The 14,691-nt window shown below is 67.5% G+C and carries 14 protein-coding genes and 1 pseudogene; 10 read left to right on the forward strand and 5 right to left on the reverse strand.

Translation table 11 applies throughout. The features are described 5' to 3' along the window. A pseudogene (locus B9Y64_RS22625) lies at positions 1-105 on the forward strand (IS110 family transposase); the annotation flags it as partial. Positions 106-127: 22 nt separating this feature from the next. Here B9Y64_RS22625 and ptsJ read toward each other — a convergent pair. Then, positions 128-1,414 carry a transcriptional regulator PtsJ gene (ptsJ, locus tag B9Y64_RS20510; RefSeq protein ID WP_100442222.1) on the reverse strand — a complete coding sequence of 429 codons (1,287 nt, stop codon included), beginning with the start codon at positions 1,412-1,414 and terminating at the stop codon, positions 128-130. A gap of 76 nt (positions 1,415-1,490) precedes the next feature. Between ptsJ and B9Y64_RS20515 the strand changes: the two genes are divergently transcribed. The 9 genes from B9Y64_RS20515 (at position 1,491) to B9Y64_RS20555 (ending at position 9,345) form a co-directional block, all read left to right on the forward strand. After that, on the forward strand, positions 1,491-2,264 hold the full coding sequence (locus B9Y64_RS20515) for a YggS family pyridoxal phosphate-dependent enzyme (protein WP_100442223.1): 774 nt from the start codon (positions 1,491-1,493) through the stop codon (positions 2,262-2,264). Next, entirely contained in the window at positions 2,261-2,962 is a 702-nt protein-coding gene (locus B9Y64_RS20520; RefSeq protein ID WP_100442224.1) for a glutamine amidotransferase, read from the forward strand. The genes B9Y64_RS20515 and B9Y64_RS20520 overlap by 4 nt, the downstream gene beginning before the upstream one ends. Further along, entirely contained in the window at positions 2,959-3,183 is a 225-nt protein-coding gene (locus B9Y64_RS20525; RefSeq protein ID WP_100442225.1) for a hypothetical protein, read from the forward strand. Before B9Y64_RS20520 ends, B9Y64_RS20525 begins: the two co-directional genes overlap by 4 nt. A gap of 70 nt (positions 3,184-3,253) precedes the next feature. Then, positions 3,254-3,760: a hypothetical protein gene (locus tag B9Y64_RS20530; RefSeq protein ID WP_100442226.1), complete on the forward strand. Its 507-nt coding sequence runs from the start codon at positions 3,254-3,256 to the stop codon at positions 3,758-3,760. A gap of 123 nt (positions 3,761-3,883) precedes the next feature. Further along, positions 3,884-4,393, forward strand: a complete 510-nt coding sequence (locus tag B9Y64_RS20535; protein WP_100442227.1) for an RNA polymerase sigma factor — start codon at positions 3,884-3,886, stop codon at positions 4,391-4,393. Beyond that, complete coding sequence (locus tag B9Y64_RS20540; protein ID WP_100442228.1) at positions 4,390-5,316, forward strand: FecR family protein; 927 nt, start codon at positions 4,390-4,392, stop codon at positions 5,314-5,316. Before B9Y64_RS20535 ends, B9Y64_RS20540 begins: the two co-directional genes overlap by 4 nt. Before the next feature lie 64 nt (positions 5,317-5,380). Next, positions 5,381-7,852: a TonB-dependent receptor gene (locus tag B9Y64_RS20545; protein ID WP_100442229.1), complete on the forward strand. Its 2,472-nt coding sequence runs from the start codon at positions 5,381-5,383 to the stop codon at positions 7,850-7,852. Positions 7,853-7,892: 40 nt separating this feature from the next. Beyond that, positions 7,893-8,639 (forward strand): ChaN family lipoprotein, encoded by a 747-nt coding sequence (locus B9Y64_RS20550; RefSeq protein WP_100442230.1) that lies wholly within the window; start codon positions 7,893-7,895, stop codon positions 8,637-8,639. Next, on the forward strand, positions 8,632-9,345 hold the full coding sequence (locus B9Y64_RS20555; protein WP_100442231.1) for an energy transducer TonB family protein: 714 nt from the start codon (positions 8,632-8,634) through the stop codon (positions 9,343-9,345). The genes B9Y64_RS20550 and B9Y64_RS20555 overlap by 8 nt, the downstream gene beginning before the upstream one ends. On the opposite strand, the gene B9Y64_RS20560 is transcribed toward B9Y64_RS20555, so the two are convergent. From B9Y64_RS20560 to adiC, 4 genes are all read right to left on the reverse strand, one after another. Further along, entirely contained in the window at positions 9,342-9,776 is a 435-nt protein-coding gene (locus B9Y64_RS20560) for a RidA family protein (RefSeq protein WP_100442232.1), read from the reverse strand. The two genes, B9Y64_RS20555 and B9Y64_RS20560, sit on opposite strands and share 4 nt — an antisense overlap. A gap of 252 nt (positions 9,777-10,028) precedes the next feature. Beyond that, on the reverse strand, positions 10,029-10,931 hold the full coding sequence (locus B9Y64_RS20565; protein WP_100442233.1) for a cation diffusion facilitator family transporter: 903 nt from the start codon (positions 10,929-10,931) through the stop codon (positions 10,029-10,031). A gap of 28 nt (positions 10,932-10,959) precedes the next feature. Further along, positions 10,960-13,248 carry an Orn/Lys/Arg decarboxylase N-terminal domain-containing protein gene (locus B9Y64_RS20570; protein WP_100442234.1) on the reverse strand — a complete coding sequence of 763 codons (2,289 nt, stop codon included), beginning with the start codon at positions 13,246-13,248 and terminating at the stop codon, positions 10,960-10,962. 20 nt (positions 13,249-13,268) lie between these two features. Then, positions 13,269-14,621 carry an arginine/agmatine antiporter gene (gene adiC / locus B9Y64_RS20575; RefSeq protein WP_006461445.1) on the reverse strand — a complete coding sequence of 451 codons (1,353 nt, stop codon included), beginning with the start codon at positions 14,619-14,621 and terminating at the stop codon, positions 13,269-13,271. Positions 14,622-14,691 lie beyond the last annotated feature (70 nt).

Here is a 14,691-nt window from a genome sequence, read left to right on the forward strand (position 1 = left end):
CTGGCCAGAAAGCTGGCCAGGATTGCCTGGGGCGTCTTCAAGAGCGGCCGGGAGTTCGATCCGACCATGCTGAAAGTGGGTCAAGCCTGCTTCCAGCAGGCTTGATCTCGAACATAGGATCTCGGCTCTACAAACTGCACACCGCCGCCAGGTCATCGGCCAACTGCCGCAGCTGCGCCGCCCCCAGCGCCGCGCAGGTGATGCGCAGGCCATGCCCCGGTGCAGCCACCGCGAACACTTCGCCAGCGCGTACATGCCATCCGCGCGCAGCCAGTGCCAGTACCTGTGGATGGCTGTCGGCCAGCAACGGCAGCCACAGGTTCAATCCCTCCATCGGCAGCGGCGTCGGTACGCCGCGCACGCGCAGCAGTTCCTGCAGCGACTGCAGGCGCTGCTGGTAACGCTCGCCCGCCGAGGCGATCTTCGCCCGCTGCGTCGCCGACGCCAGCACCGAGGTGGCTGCATCCTGCAGCAGATGGCTGACCCAGCCGGTGCCGGACGCCAACCGCAACCGTAACCGCATCGCGGTCTCTTCATCACAGGCCAACCAGGCCAGGCGCAGGTCCGGGCCGAGCGGCTTGGACAGCGAGCGCAACAGCGCCCAGCGCCGGCCATCCAGTGGCAGTACCGAGTGGTAGGCCTGCTGCGAGAGCAGCGCGTAATGATCGTCGACCAGCACCGCCACCTGCGGGTAGGCCGCCAGCAGCTGGCGCAACGCCCGTGCCCGCTTCGCATCCAGGCTGGCCCCGGTCGGGTTGTGCGCACGCGGGGTCAGCAGCACCGCACGTGCACCGGCCTCCAGCGCCTGCCGCAACGACTCGACCTGCATGCCATGTGCATCCACCGTCACCGGCAACGGCGCATGGCCCACCGCATTGAGCACATTGAGGCTGCCGAGGAAGCATGGATCCTCCACCGCGATGCGATCACCCGGCAGCAGCCATGCCGCCAGCAAGCGCTCGATGCCATCGACCGCGCCATGGGTCAGCTCCAGGGCGTACCCCTCGGGGCAGTCCGTATCCAGCGAAGCGCGTGCCAGCACCTGCAATCGCGGGTCGACCGTGCCCACGCCATACAGCCGTGGCGCCGCAGGGGCCAGGCGCAGGTTCGGCAGCAGGCGCGGATCCGGGTTGCCACCGGCCAGGTCCTGCAGCGCCAGCCCCGGCGTGCTGCCCTCGCGCGCCATCGCCGGCGGCAGTCCACGCACCACGGTGCCACGACGGCCCGCGGTGCTGGCCAGGCCGGCCGCATCCAATCGCTTGTAGGCAGCGGCCACGGTGTTGCGGTTCACGCCCAGCTGCTCAGCCAGTTCACGCACCGGCGGCAGCACGCTGCCGGCCGGCAGGCGGCCCTTGCCGATGCCATCGCGGATGCTGTCGAAGATCGACTCGGCGCTATGCCCGGTGATTTTCATTTTGTCCTATGCCAAAATATCTCTTGTCCTGTGCCAGTGTATCCCACCCTGGCCACCCTGCATTGGAGGTGCCCGCATGCCCCTTGCCGCTGCCGACTGGCCCGTCGCCCAGTCCGTTGAACAGATCGCCGCCAACCTGGTCACGGTGCGCCAACGCATTGCCGGGGCCTGCGCCCGCGTTGGCCGTGACCCGGCCAGCGTGCGCCTGCTACCGGTCAGCAAGACCGTCGATGATGCCCGCATCCGCATGGCGGTGGCCGCCGGTTGCCGCGAGCTGGGCGAGAACAAGGTGCAGGAGGCGCAGCGCAAGGCCGAGACGCTGGCGGACCTCGGCGTGCACTGGTCGGTGATCGGGCATCTGCAGACCAACAAGGCACGCTACGTGGCGCGTTTCGCCAGCGAGTTCCAGGCGCTGGACAGCCTGCGCGTGGCCGAAGCACTGCAGCAGCGCCTGCAGCGGGAAGACCGCACCCTGGATGTGTTCGTGCAGGTCAACACCTCCGCCGAACCCAGCAAGTACGGCCTGGAACCCGCTGCCGTCGAGGCCTTCGTCCAGCAGCTTCCTGCGTTCGACCGCCTGCGCGTACGCGGCCTGATGACGCTGGCCATCTTCACCCCGGAGGTCGAGCGCGTGCGCGCCTGCTTCGTGCGCCTGCGCGAACTGCGTGACCACTTGCAGCGCACCGCACCGCCTGGCCTTGACCTGTCGCAGCTGTCGATGGGCATGTCCGGCGACTTCGAAGTCGCCATCGAGGAAGGCGCCACCGTGGTCCGCGTCGGACAGGCCATCTTCGGCGCACGCGCCACCCCGGATAGTTTCTACTGGCCCAGCAATGGAGCCCCGGCATGAAGCATGCGGTCATCCTGCAACACGTCGCTTTTGAAGATCTTGGCACCCTGCAGCCATTGCTGCTGGCACAGGGCTGGCAGCTGCAGGTGCTGCAGGCCGGTGTCGACGCCCTCGATCCGGCCGAAGCCGCCGACCTGCTGGTGGTGCTGGGCGGTCCGGTCAGCGTCAACGATGTGGGTCCCTATCCCTTTCTCGACGACAGCATCGCGCTGTTGCAGCGTCGGCTGCACCAGCAACGGCCCACGCTGGGCATCTGCCTCGGCGCGCAGCTGATGGCACGTGCACTCGGTGCCAGCGTCGCCGCCAGTGGCGGCAAGGAGATCGGCTTTGCGCCACTGCTGCTCACCGATGACGGCCAGCGCTCACCACTGCAGGCACTGCAGGGCATTCCGGTACTGCATTGGCATGGCGAGGCGTTTGAACTCCCGGCGGGTGCACGTCGCCTGGCCAGCACGCCGGCCTGCCGCCACCAGGCCTTCGCCATCGGCAGCCATGCGCTGGCACTGCAATGCCATCCGGAGCTGGACGCGCGCCAGTTCGAGCGCTGGCTGATCGGCCACGCCCTGGAGCTCGCGCAGGCCGGCATCGATCCGAACGATCTCCGCGCACAGGCACGTCGCTATGGCGCACCACTGGCAGCGGCCGCCACAGCGATGTTCGACCACTGGCTGCAGGGCCTGCCGGAGCGTCCGCGATGAACTATCGCTTGCAGATCCACCGCGATGGCGCTTACTGGGGCCACTTCGACTGCAGCGGTCCCGACGCCCTGCAGCGCATGGACAGCATCGCCGCACAGCTGCCTGCCGACCAGGGCTTCCGGTTGACGCGGCAGAAGGGGGTTGGTGAAGAACGCATCCTGTCCAGCAACGCCGACGGCCTGCGCGTACTGGCCGCGCAGATCCAGTACCGCGACATCTGACCCGACGATGGCAATGCCGGCCGCTGGCCGGCACTACCCCTGCTGTTCGCCCGCATGCGAAGCTTCACGCATGCTGACCCTGCACCGCGGCAGCCACCACGGGCTGCTTGTCGCACCGCGTTGGCCCTCCACCCGCATCCAACTGGAAGAAGAGGTACTGCAACGCCTGTGCGACGCACAGGCGTTGCTGCCTGCCGGGCTGCGCCTGCTGGTCACGCGCGGCTTCGAACCCAGCCACGGCCACCTCGGTGGCTTCCGTCGCGTGGTGCGCCGGCTCGGCATCGCGGTGTTCCGCGCCTGCTATCCGCAACGTCGCGATGAAGTCGGCGCCATCTTCGGTGCGAACGGCCACGACGTCGATGGGCGTCACGTCGATGTTTCGCTGGTGCTGCACGGCCGGCGCTTGCGGCTGCTGCCTCTGGGCGTATTCACCCCGCCGCGCTGGCAGGACCGTCGCGTCGCCCGCCATGCCGAAGCGATCGCGCAGGTGAAGCGCAGCCTGCAGCGCTGCAGCTTCGAGCTGCATCACAACGCCACCGAAGCCCTGCAGATCCACTGCGACTATCGCCCGCGCTGACGCCGCGGGCGCCCATGCGTGCTGTGCCCCGTCCATAGATGCAAATGATTCTCTTTTGCTGTAAGGTGCAGCCGCTGCCCTTGCCGCCGCGGGCTGTTCCCTTTCCCAGTTGTCGCCCGCCCCGTGTCCACGCCTGTCGAACCGACGGATGTCGCGCAGCTGTGTGCGGCCCATTACCGGCCGCTGCACGCCCATGTCCGCCGTAAACTCCCGCAACGCAGCGACGCCGACGACGTCGTCCAGGAAACCTGGCTGCGCGTCGTCAAAGTCGCCGCCAGTGGCCTGCTGAGCAACGGCCGCGCCTACCTGTACCGCGTCGCCCACAATCTGATCGCCGATCATTACCGGCAGCGCCAACGCCGGCGCGAAGAGGCGCTGGATGATGCGCAGCTGCTCGCCATCGCCGATCCTGCGCCCCTGCCCGAGCAACGATTGCTGGACGCCGAGCAACTGCGCCACCTCGACGCGGTCATTGCCGCGCTGCCCCCCCGTTCGCGCCAGGTATTCCTGCTGGCACGGGTGGAACAGATGGCCCTGGCAGAAATCGGCCGCCAGCTGGGTATCAGCCGGCAGACCGCGCATGGCCATCTGCTGCGCGCACTGGTGGCGCTGCAGCAGGTACCCGGCGCATGAGCCAGGATGCGATCGCGCGCGAGGCCGCGCGTTGGTGGCTGGACGGCCACGATGGCGGCCGCGACGAGCGTGCGTTCAACCAGTGGTACCACGCCGATTCGCGCCACGCCGCGCAGTACCAGCACCTGCAGGCGCTCTGGCAGGCCGGTGATGCGACGCCCAGCCTGCAGCGGCACCAGCTCAGGCGGCAGCGCCGACGGCTGCGCGACGCCGGCATTGCCGTGCTGCTGCTCTGTGCGTTGGGCCTGTATACCCGCCAGGCCGCACCACCGGCCGCGCAGGTGATGCGCACGGCGGCAGGCGAGATCCGCGAAGAAGCATTGCCGGATGGCTCGCGCGTGCTGCTCTCACCCGGCAGCGAAGTCCATGTCCGCATCGATGCACAGCGCCGCCAGCTGCAGCTGCAGCATGGCCAGGCCTGGTTCAAGGTAGCCACCGATGCGCAGCACCCGTTCCAGGTGCATACCACGCACGGCACGGTCACCGCGCTCGGCACGGCCTTCGACCTTGCCGTGCAGGACAACGACAGCGTGGTCACCGTCACCGAGCATCGGGTGCGCGTGGACAGTGGCACCCGCAGTGGGCAGGCCATCGAAGGGCAGCAACTGCGCTTCGATGGACAGGCGCCGATCATGGGCCTGGCGGCCAGCCACAATGCCCTGGCCTGGCGCGAACGCCGCCTGCATTGGGTCTCCACCCCTTTGGCCGAGGTCACCCAGGACCTGGATCGCTGGCATGGCGGCCACACCTGGATCATCGGCGCACACCTGCGCCAGCAGCCGGTCACCCTGCTCGGCAGCGCTGACGGTGCGGCGCGCAGCCGCGACCAGCTGGCCACGCAGCTGCACGTGCGCGTGCTCCGCCTGGGCGCGGGCGTGCAGGTGTGGCTACCGCCACGCAGGGGACATCGCGATGCACCCTGACATCGGCCCTGCCGCTGCGTCTACCCAGGATGACGACGCGCTGCGTCAGCCCCTGGAGCCCCCGATGCTGTTTCACCGCCCCCTTGTCCTCGCCCTGTCACTGGCCTGCGCCAGCCCGCTTCCGTTGTTGTCCACCAGCGCACACGCGCAGCCGGCCACTCGCCACTTCGATCTTCCTGCACAACCGCTGGCCAGCGCGCTGGATGCCTACAGCCGGCTGACCGGTGTCGATCTGGTGATCGGTGCGGCATTGCCGGGCGGCCAGACCGCACCGGCGCTGCGCGGTCAGTTCGACGACGCGCAGGCCCTGTCGCGCCTGCTGGTCGGCAGCGGCCTGCGCCCGCGCTTCATCGACGCACGCCGCGCCACGCTGGAACCGGCGCCGGCCGAACGCTCGGATGGCAGCCGTCGAACGGGTCCGCTGCGCGTGCAGGGTGATACCGCGCACGGTCATTCTCCCGGTGCAGGCGCCAGCCAGTATGTCCCGGCCACGCGCGATGGCTTCGCGCCGGTGGTCGGCAGCGAGCGCGTGGCGATGGCCGAACGCCAGGATGGCAACAGCCTGCTGCGCTCGATGCCCGGCACCCACAGCTTCCATTCGCGCAGCCAGCCGGGCCTGCAGGTCAACATCCGCGGCATGACCGGTGCCGGCCGGGTCAACACCATGATCGATGGTGTCACCCAGACCTTCCGCAACAATGCGGGCCATGGTTCGGGGGGGCCGTTCGCCTATGTCGATCCCTTCCTGCTGGCCGGCGTGGATGTGCAGCGCGGTGCGGTCGCCGGCGGTGATGGTGCCGGCACGCTGGCCGGCAGTGCCAATTTCCGCACGCTGGATATCGATGACCTGCTTGGCGAAGGCCGCGACTGGGGCCTGCGTGCAGGCTACCGCCATGGCAACAACGGCTACGGCAGCGGCCGCACCTTCGCCGGTGCCTGGCGCCATAGCGAGGACGGCGGTGACCGCCAGTTCGGCCTGCTGGCCGCCGCCAGCAGCAGCCGCAGCAGTGAATACGCGACCGCGCGCGGGCAGAAGAACACTGCCGACCCGGGCAGCCAGCAGCCCAGCAGCTGGTTGCTGAAGGCCCGCCTGCAGCCCAGCGACCAGCATCGGCTCGACCTGAGCCACATGCGTTACGAAAACGACTTCTACCACAACTATCCGTGGCAGATTTCCGCGCGCAACCAGCGCGCCAGCTACCACTACACGCCCTATTCGCCGTGGATCGACCTGCGCGCGACCTTCGCCGGCAACAAGACCCGGCTGTTCTATCCGCCGGTCGAGGATTCCAGCTACATCGGCCGCCGCACCCACAGCAGCCTGAGCAGCTGGACCGTCGACAACACCAGCCGCTTCGATATCGGCGGACTGCAGGCACGCTGGAACACCGGCATCAAGCACCAGTCGGATATCTACGTCGCCGATACCCCCACCCTGCGCGGCGCCAACCCCCAGGGCCGCAGCCAGCTGGACAGTGTGTTCAGCACGCTGGAACTGCAGTACGGCATCTACGCGCTGACCGCAGGCCTGCGCCAGGATCGTTATGGTATCCGTGGCCACATCCCGGTGTGCTCGGATGTACCCGGCCAGTGCGCAGAGATCGATGGCGGCGGCATCGACGTGCGCCGCACCCAGCGCGCCCTCAGCCCCAGCCTGGCGGTTTCGTGGCAGGCCACCGACTGGCTGCAGCTGTTCGCCGAAGCCTCGCGCACCTCCCGCCCGCCGCGTGTGCAGGAGATGTTCTTCGAGAAGATCCCGCTGGAAGGCATGAGCGATGCCGATGGCGTCGGTGCCAACCCGTTCCTGCGCCGCGAGCGCTCGCGCAACCTGCAGTTCGGCGCCAACCTCAGCGCCTCTTCGGTGCTGGCCGACGGTGACCTGGCGCAGCTGCGGGTGACCCGTTTCGACAACCGCATCCGCGACTACATCAAGCCGCAGTACCTGCTGATCGTGCACCCGCCGGAGGTGGAGCCGTTCGTGGTGCCGATCGACAGCGATCCGCAGCTCAATGCCTGGACCGATGCGCTGGACGTGGACAACTTCAGCACCACCACGCGCTGGATGAACCACCCGGGCGTGGTGCGCATGCGCGGTATCGAGCTGGAAGCGCACTACGCCAGCGAGCATTATCACGCCACGCTGAGCTGGACCCGCTCGCACACCAGCGCGCCAGCCATCGAATTCGTCAACCTGGAAGACATCACCGCCCTGCCCGACCGCTACTGGACGCTGGACGTAGGCGGCCGCTGGTGGCAGCAGCGCGTGCAGGCCGGCCTGCGCGCCGAATACTCCGGGCCCGCCGAAGAAGGCTACGACTTCTTCCAGACCCGCAAGACCGGCGGTACCGGCGTACTGCTCGACTTCTACGCCAGCTTCAAGCCCCAGCCCAACACCACGCTGTGGCTGAACATCGAAAACCTGCAGAACAAGGCCTATGACAACAATGCCTCGATCGACAGCATCTTCAGCCCGATCCTGGACCGCGGCAACGGCCGTGGCCGCACCGTCTCGATGGGCGTCAACGTGGCGTTCTAGCCGTCGTTGGCTGCCGCTGTGCCTGCTTGCGCTGGCCGCGATGGCCAGCGCACAGCCACTGCCGGGCACAGTGATCGACCTGGCCAGTGGCCAGCGCCTGGACGACGCTGCATTCGTGAAGCGCGCAGCGGACGCCCCACGACTGCTGCTGGGCGAACGCCACGACCTTGCCGGTGACCACGCCGCCCAGCGCTGGCTGCTGCAGGCGCTGCAGCAGCAGCGCCCGCAAGGCGCGCTGGTGCTGGAGATGATCGCCAGCGAGCGCCAGCCGCGCCTGCAGCGCGTGCAACGCTGGCTGGCCAAGGGTAATCGTGCCGAAGGTGCGCGCCTGCAGGAACTGCTGGGCTGGGATACACGCTGGCCGTGGTCCGCCTATGGCGGGCTGGTGCAGGACGCCACCGCTGCCGGCGTCCCCCTGTTCGGTGGCAATCTCGCGCGCGCCGAGGTCAATGTGCGCCTGGCATCCACCGGCGCAGTGCGGTTCCCGGTGGCCGCTGCCCGGCAACGCCTGTCGACCGTGGTGCTCGCCCAGCACGCAGACGCAGCGCCCATGCTGGAAGGGATGCTGGCCGTGCAGCAGGCCCGCGACACGCGCATGGCACAGGTGTTGACTGCGGTACCTGAACCCGCACTGCTGGTGGCCGGCCGCTGGCATGTACTGCGCGGTACCGGGGTACCGGGCTACCTGTCACCGCATACACCGGCGCTGGTGATCGCGCTCGCGTCACCCGGTGAAACCGTCGATGCGGCCGACGCCGACCTGCTGTGGGTACTGGACGATGAGTGAACGCCGCCAGCACTGGCAGGCGATCGCCATCAGCATCGGCCTGCACCTGCTGCCCTTGCTGCTGTTGGTGCACTGGGTGGCAGCGCCGCCGTTGCTGCCGCCACCCGAGCAGGATGTGCGCATCAGCCTGCGCCTGCTGGCACCGGCTACGCCGCCCCAGCCAGTGGAAGAGCGCCAGGCCGATACCCCCAGCCAGGCGCAGCAGGCGCGCGCATCGCAACCGACGAAGTCGCCTCCTCCACCGAAGCCCACCGCCGCGCGCGAAGGCGAGCTGGCCGCCAGCGAACATGGCGGCCCCGGCCGGCAAGCCCTGCCGGTCGCCCCGCCTGCGGCCGCGATCGATGCAAGTCCCGCACCGGCATCGATCACGGCCGCTCCGCCCGCTCCGGACGCACCACCGGCGGACTTCCAGGCCGGCGCCGCCAGCGACCAGTGGGAAGCCCGCCTGATGGCGCGGCTGGAGCGTTACCGCTACTACCCTGCCGCCGCACGCTCGCGCCGCCAGCAGGGTACGGCCTGGGTCAGGGCCAGCATCGACCGCGCCGGCCGCCTGCTGGCCCTGCGGCTGGAACAGCCCAGTGGCCAGCCGATGCTCGACGACGCCGCGCTGCAGACGTTCCGCCGCGCGCAGCCGCTGCCGCCCATTCCCGATGAACTGAAGGCACCGCAGGAACTGGTGGTGCCGGTGGAGTACTACCTGCGCTAGGCGGCGTAGGCCTCCGCCTCGATCTCGAACAGCATGCCGTCCAGCGCCAGCCGCGGCACGGGGATCAGGGTGCAGGCCGGTGCCGCGCGGTTCGGCCAGCGCCGCCGCACCTGCTGGGCGATGATGCCCAGCCGGTCCTCGTCGTGGTCGACCACCAGGATGCGCAACCGCGCGACATCGGCCAGGCTGGCCCGCGCCGAGCGCAGCGCGATCTGCAGGTTGTCCAGTGCCTGCCCGACCTGTTCCTCGAAGCCGGGGGAGAGATGGCCATCCGCATCCTCACCGCCCTGCCCGGCGATATGGATCACCCGGGCGGGAAGGCGCACCACCGCTACGTGCGAGTAGCCGTTGGCCGAAGGGTCGTAGAGCCCCGCGGGATTGAACAGTTCCAGCAGGCCATGGCTGAGGTCCGGGGTGGTCAACAGGTTCATGCCGCATGCCTCGTGGGGGATGCAGGCAGTCTGTGACCTCAACCCCTGTTGAGGTCAAACAGATCCGGTGCAACAGACCGGTCTGCCACACGCAACGATCCCGGTCCTGTAGAGCCGAGCCCACGCTCGGCTGCCTCCGGTCCTGTAGAGCCGAGCCCACGCTCGGCTGCCTCCGGTCCTGTAGAGCCGAGCCTACGCTCGGCTGCCTTTCGCATAGGGCAGCCGGGCATGGGCTCGGCTACAGAAGCCGGGTCACGTCCACGCCGGGTCGGCAGTGAAGTCGATGGTCAGCCAGAACGTGCTGCCACGGGCATCCAGCCGCACTGCGATCTCATCGCGCATCGCATCGACCTGGCCCACCGAACCCAGTGGTGTCGTCGGATCAGCCAGCACATGGATCTCGATGAAGCGCATCCGCCCCATCTTCGCCACGTGGCTGGTAAAACCGGCATAACCGCGCTCTGCCACGAACGCCTGCATTACCTGCTGCACGCGCTGGTCCAGATCATCCGGCGCGACCTGCAGCACTTCACGCATGGCCTTCCATGCACTGCGTGCCGGTACCGGCAGTACCGCCAGGCTGATCAACGCCAGCACGATCGAATCCAGATACGACACCCAGTGGTGCCACTGCCCACCGTGCAGGACCAGGGCCAGCACAAAGGCCAGCACCACTGCCAGGCTCATCAAGCCACCCAGCAGCCAGCCGCGTACATCCAGCCACAACAGCGCCGAACGCAGGCGCCGTGCCCGCTGCGCGACAAACGCCGCCATCGCCAGGTTGCTGGCACTCAGCAGCGCCGCCCACCACAGCGCGGGCCCGAACTTCACTTCGTGCCCGCCCGTGGTCAAGCCAATGACCGCGTTGGCCAGCGCATACACGCAGGCCAGTGAGAGGATCACACCGCCCAGCGCCTCGACCATCGGCTCCAGGTGCCAGTAGCCGTACTGGAAGCGCGGGCTCTGTTCCCGCGCCACCAGCCGCAGCACCGACAGCGACACCAGGGTCAGGGCGACGTCGACCAGGCTGTACACGCCGTCAAACAGGATGGCCTGCGATCCCACCAGCAGGCCACCACTGAAACCGACCGCGCTCACCGCAATGGTGACCCCGATCGAGAACTTCAGAATGCGTTGCTCGCGCGCGGTATCCATCGTCCACCGAAGGGCCGACCGTCGCAGGTCAGGCCTTCAGTACCTCCACCTTGTACGACGGCACATCGCCATCATGCTCGATGATGAGCCCATGCACGTCCGATTCGAAGCCCGGGAAGCGGGCGTTCTGCTCGCGGGCGATGCGCAGCGACTGGATGATCGGCTCGTCGCTGTCGCCGAAGCGCTCGCCCGGCATGATGGTCGGAATGCCCGGCGGATATGGCACCAGCATGGTCGCAGCGACGCGGCCACTGACCTGCTCGATGTCGACCCGCTCGATCTCGCCCTTCACCAGGTGGTTGTAGGCATCGGCCGGGGTCATCACCGGGGTCGGCAGATCCACGTACATCTCGCGCATCACCTTGGCCACGGCGAATTCCTGGTTGAACGCATGCAGCGCGTCGCACAGGTCACGCAGGCCCCAACCGGCATAGGCGTTCGGATAATCGGCGGCCAGCGTCGGCAGTGCCTGGCTCAGCGGCGCGTTGCGGTCGTACAGCTCCTTGAAAGCCATCAGCTCGGTAACCAGGGTGCTCCACTTGCCCTTGGTGATGCCCATCGAGAACAGGAACAGCACCGAGTAAAGGTTGGTCTTCTCCACGGTGATGCCGCGGCCCCACAGGAACTTGCTCAGCACCGCCGCCGGAATGCCCAGCTTGCCCATGCTGCCATCCATCGCCAGGCCCGGGGTCAGCAGGGTCACCTTGATCGGATCGATCAGCACATAGTCGTCGACCAGGTTCTCGAAGCCGTGCCAGTGGGCGTCCGGCTGCAGGTACCACTCCTCACGCTTGGCCACCAGCGGTGCCGGTGTATCGCCCTTGTCCAGGCTGCGCTCGACCTGGGTCGGTTGCCACACGCTGAACCACCAGTCGTCGCGGCCCAGGTCATCGCGGACGTGCAGCATCGCGCGGCGGAACGCGATGGCCTCGTCATGCATTTCCTGCACCAGCGAGCGGCCGGCGTCGCCTTCCATCATCTTTGAAGCCACGTCGCACGCCGCGATCACCCCGTAATGCGGGCTGGTCGAGGTGTGCATCATGAACGACTCGTTGAAGCGCTCCGCGTCCAGGTTGCGCTGCGCCGAGTTGCGTACGTGGATCATCGATGCCTGCGAGAACGCGGCCAGCAGCTTGTGGGTGGAATGCGTGGTGAAGATGATCGCATCCTGCTCACGCGGCTTGCCCTTGGCCATGCCGTAGTGGTTCTCGTAGAACGGATGGAACGCAGCGTAGGCGTACCAGGCTTCGTCGAAATGCAGGAAATCGACCGCGCTGCCGATCTCGTCGGCAATCTTCTCGGCGTTGTAGCACAGGCCGTCGTAGGTCGAGTTGGTGACCACCGCGATGCGCGGCTTGGAGCCGGCCTTGTAGGCCTGGCTGGCCAGCGGGTTGGCGGCGATGCGCTTTTGCAACGACTTCGGCGTGAACTGGTCCAGGCTGATCGGGCCGATGATGCCGTGTGCGTTGCGGCTGGGGGTGAAGTACACCGGCACTGCACCGGTCATGATCAGCGCGTGCAGCAGCGACTTGTGGCAGTTGCGATCCACGAACACCACATCGCCGCGGGCCACCGTGCCATGCCAGACGATCTTGTTGGCGGTGGAGGTGCCATTGGTAACGAAGAAGGTATGGTCGGCACCGAAATTGCGTGCCGCCTCGTTCTCGGCATCCTTGATCGGACCCGTGTGATCGAGCAGCGAGCCCAGCTCCGGCACCGAGATCGACAGATCGCTGCGCAGGGTGTTCTCGCCGTAGAACTGATGGAATGCACGGCCGACCGGCGACTTGGTGAACGCCACGCCGCCCGCATGGCCCGGCGTATGCCAGGAATAGTTAGATTCGGCCGCATGATGGATCAGCGCCTTGAAGAACGGCGGCAGCAGGTTCTTCATGTAATCTTCGGCCGCGCGCATCACCTGCCGCGAGATGAAGCTCTTGGTGTCTTCGAACAGGAAGATGAAGCCGTGGATGTACTTGAGCAGTTTGCTCGGCACCTTTTCGATGGTGCGGCGCTCACCGTACAGGAACACCGGCAGGTTGGCGCGGCGCGCGCTCTGCTCACGCAGGAAGGCGGTGAGGCGCTGGAATTCGCCATCCACCTCTTCGCTGCCGTCGATCGAGATCAGCACCGCCGAGGCCGCCACGTAGGTGCGGGCACCGGCACGGGCATCATCCAGGTTCAGGCCGCACAGCACGCGCTGGTCGTTGCTGCGCAGCTCTTCCACCAGGGCGCGGATCAGGATGCCGCCGATCCGCGGCGACTCGTAGTCGTTGTCGATGACAATGACCGGATAGTCCAGGGACTTGAAGTACACGTTGATTCTCCTTGTCGAACTCAGGAACGCTGGGCGCCGGCGCTGATGGCCGATGCCTCGCGGGCGCGCTGCCGCTGCTGGCGGCGCTCCTCGCTGAAGAAGGGATAGAACACGGTGATGAACAGCACGAACAGGAAGGCGTACTGGACGATGGTTCCCGACGAGCCGTAGATCGCCCACAGGCAGTACACGACGGTCAGGCTGGTCAGGGTCCAGAACGCACCGGTGTGGACCAGGGTGTGCGAACGCTCGACCACGAAGTAGCAGGCCACGCACGAGTAGATGTAGGGCAGCAGGGTCAGCACCACGGCAGCCGACGTGATCACGTCGAACTGGGCCGACGCGGTTTCCGAAGTGGAGGTGACCAGCACCGCCAGGGTCATCAGCACGGCCACGATCAGCACGCCCTTGACCGGCACGTCGTCCTTGTTGGTCTTGCTGAAGATGCTCGGGAACAGGCCATCATCGGAGGCCGCCTTGGCACTCTGTGCGGTCAGCAGGATCCAGCCGCCCAGCGAACCGGCAGCGCCGATGAAGGCGCACAGGCTGACCAGCGCGCCGCCCCAGCCACCGACGGCCTTGGCGGCAGCCAGAGCGAACGGTGCATCGGAGGTCTGCAGCTCGCCATTGGGCACCATGCCCATGATCACCGAGGAACTGGCGATGTAGGCGATGGCGGCCAGGAACACACCGGCAAGGGTGGCGCGGGCCACGTTCTTTTCCGGGTTCTCGACCACGCCGGCCGTCACCGAAGCTGATTCGACGCCGATGAAGGCCCACAGGGTCAGTGCCGCAGCGCTGGAGATCGCGCCGAAGTTGGACTCACCGGACACGTTGTAGGCGCCCTTGAAGATGTCGGCATCGAAGAAGAACCAGCCGAAGATGGCGATGCCCAGGATCGGCACCAGCGCGAAGCTGGTGGTGACCGTCTGCACCCGGCTGACGAAGGCCGGGCCGATCATGTTGGCAAAGCTCAGCGCCCACACCAGCACCAGCACCGCGATGCAGCGCACCAGCGGCTCGGACAGGATCGGGAAGAAGTAGCTGAAGTAGCCGACCGCCGCGATCGGGATGGCGACGTTGCCGATCCAGTTGGCGAACCAGTAGATGGTATTGGTCTGGAAGCCCATGTAGGGCCCGAACCAGTCACGCGCGTAGGCATAGGGGCCGCCCGCCTTGGGGGCCAGCTTGCCCAGCTTGGCGAACACGAAAGCCAGCAGCAGCGCGCCCGCAGTGGTGATCAGCCAGCCCCAGATCGAGGCGGTACCAATCTTGGCCAGGCTGGATGGCAGCAGGAACACGCCTGAGCCCATCATGTTGCCGGCGACGAGGAAGGTGGCTCCGACCACCCCGATTTTCTTTGCTTCTGCCATGACAATCTCCTGTACTGGCATGAGCCCGGTGCAGCCGGGCGTGGGGACGGTTACGCTGGCGTACGACCGC

Origin of the sequence: Stenotrophomonas maltophilia, assembly GCF_002799245.1 — a bacterium.
In the GTDB taxonomy this organism is placed as follows: domain Bacteria; phylum Pseudomonadota; class Gammaproteobacteria; order Xanthomonadales; family Xanthomonadaceae; genus Stenotrophomonas; species Stenotrophomonas maltophilia_S.

Bases quoted from the DNA above. Each gene is read 5' to 3' on its own strand.
- ptsJ (WP_100442222.1), bottom strand. From the start codon at position 1,414: ATGAAAATCACCGGGCATAGCGCCGAGTCGATCTTCGACAGCATCCGC.
- B9Y64_RS20515 (WP_100442223.1), top strand. From the start codon at position 1,491: ATGCCCCTTGCCGCTGCCGACTGGCCCGTCGCCCAGTCCGTTGAACAG.
- B9Y64_RS20520 (WP_100442224.1), top strand. From the start codon at position 2,261: ATGAAGCATGCGGTCATCCTGCAACACGTCGCTTTTGAAGATCTTGGC.
- B9Y64_RS20525 (WP_100442225.1), top strand. From the start codon at position 2,959: ATGAACTATCGCTTGCAGATCCACCGCGATGGCGCTTACTGGGGCCAC.
- B9Y64_RS20530 (WP_100442226.1), top strand. From the start codon at position 3,254: ATGCTGACCCTGCACCGCGGCAGCCACCACGGGCTGCTTGTCGCACCG.
- B9Y64_RS20540 (WP_100442228.1), top strand. From the start codon at position 4,390: ATGAGCCAGGATGCGATCGCGCGCGAGGCCGCGCGTTGGTGGCTGGAC.
- B9Y64_RS20545 (WP_100442229.1), top strand. From the start codon at position 5,381: ATGCTGTTTCACCGCCCCCTTGTCCTCGCCCTGTCACTGGCCTGCGCC.
- B9Y64_RS20550 (WP_100442230.1), top strand. From the start codon at position 7,893: ATGGCCAGCGCACAGCCACTGCCGGGCACAGTGATCGACCTGGCCAGT.
- B9Y64_RS20555 (WP_100442231.1), top strand. From the start codon at position 8,632: ATGAGTGAACGCCGCCAGCACTGGCAGGCGATCGCCATCAGCATCGGC.
- B9Y64_RS20560 (WP_100442232.1), bottom strand. From the start codon at position 9,776: ATGAACCTGTTGACCACCCCGGACCTCAGCCATGGCCTGCTGGAACTG.
- B9Y64_RS20565 (WP_100442233.1), bottom strand. From the start codon at position 10,931: ATGGATACCGCGCGCGAGCAACGCATTCTGAAGTTCTCGATCGGGGTC.
- adiC (WP_006461445.1), bottom strand. From the start codon at position 14,621: ATGGCAGAAGCAAAGAAAATCGGGGTGGTCGGAGCCACCTTCCTCGTC.